Annotated in this window: 1 pseudogene; it reads right to left on the bottom strand. The window is 71.7% G+C overall.

The features are described 5' to 3' along the window. Nucleotides 1-32 precede the first annotated feature (32 nt). Nucleotides 33-311 (bottom strand): annotated as a pseudogene (locus tag ADL01_RS26250) (aspartate aminotransferase family protein); the annotation flags it as partial.

Here is a 311-nt window from a genome sequence, read left to right as displayed (position 1 = left end):
GTTGTCGGCGGGCGTGTGGGGTGTGGGGGGTGTCATCGGGGGGTGTTTCCTTCCACCAGATTCAGGAGTGAGGCCAGGTCGTCGGGCGTGGTGTGGGGGTTGAGGAGGGTGGCCTTGAGCCAGAGGCGGCCGTCGAGGTGGGCGCGGCCGAGGACGGCGCGGCCGTCGTGGAGGAGTTTTCGGCGTACGTCGGCGACGGCGTCGTCCGTTGCTCCGGTGGGCCGGAAGAGGACGGTGCTGATGGTGGGCTGGTCGTGGAGTTCGAAGCCGGGGCGGGGGTGGATCTGGGGGGGGCGATCCGGGGGGGGGGG

The sequence above is a fragment of the Streptomyces sp. NRRL WC-3618 genome, from assembly GCF_001280005.1.
In the GTDB taxonomy this organism is placed as follows: Bacteria; Actinomycetota; Actinomycetes; order Streptomycetales; family Streptomycetaceae; genus Streptomyces.
This window is presented reverse-complemented; position numbering and strand designations above follow the sequence as displayed.